Source organism: Bradyrhizobium sp. PRIMUS42 (assembly GCF_023006515.1).
In the GTDB taxonomy this organism is placed as follows: domain Bacteria; phylum Pseudomonadota; class Alphaproteobacteria; order Rhizobiales; family Xanthobacteraceae; genus Bradyrhizobium.
The window spans coordinates 1-793 of the sequence record NZ_JALBGZ010001349.1 but is presented as its reverse complement, the minus strand read 5'-3'; the positions used below and the strand labels follow the sequence as shown (position 1 = coordinate 793).

General features: G+C 63.2%; 2 pseudogenes. One reads left to right on the top strand and one right to left on the bottom strand.

Annotated elements, in window-relative coordinates:
* Nucleotides 1-221, bottom strand: a pseudogene (locus tag MOV75_RS40255) (L,D-transpeptidase); the annotation flags it as partial.
* Between the two features lie 318 nt (nt 222-539).
* Between MOV75_RS40255 and MOV75_RS40250 the strand changes: the two are divergent.
* Nucleotides 540-793 (top strand): annotated as a pseudogene (locus MOV75_RS40250) (hypothetical protein); the annotation flags it as partial.

The window sequence follows — 793 nt, the reverse complement described above, 5'->3', positions numbered from 1 at the left end:
GGATCATCGGCCGGGCCGGGCGGCGGCAACGATGCCTGCGGCATCGCGTCGTCGTCATCTTCCAGCGCGTCGAAATTCGGTGTGCGGTCGCCGGGCCGATATTCAGCCGGGGCGCCATAGCTCGGCGCCTGCTGGACCGGATAGCTCTGAGCCTGCGCGAGCGAGGTTCCCGCCGCAGCGACTGTTGCGGCAGCGCATATCGTCAGAAAATGTTTGATCATCATCGCTCTTGTATAGTCCCCAAGCCCGATCGGACCGTTAACGGCCAGATGGCCGAAGATAGCGGCACATTCAAGACATATCAGGCTTATTTGCGCCGGATTGCCGATTTGTGATCCGCAAGACTACCGTTGCCCCGTTGCATCACGGGGCGGAAATCGCATCAGGCCGTGGATTGCCGGAGTCATGGGCCCGAATTTAAGGGAACGGGGCGGAATCGTTGCGGTATGTTCGAATCAGCCTGATTCGCCACCGCTTTGAGCTCCAACTCCGCGTGGCGAACGCGGCAAGCAGTACCGTCACCGCGTTTCAGATGGCTCATGGGCCCTGGCCACTTCGCCGCCGGGGCGGAAATTCGCAATCGCTCGATGCTTCCCGGCTTTCGCTTCCTGTTTGCCGCGATCCTGCTGTCAACCTCTATCCTGGTGTTCGGCCTGGGCGTCGCCGCGCTGCTGCGGGCGAGCCATGAGCAGTATGCCAACAACCCCTCCTGGCGGAACGGCCCGCAGGAGCAGAGGTTCGCGCAGGCGTCCGAGCCTGCCGAGCCGGTGCTCGCGGTCCTCCGCGTAGAGCC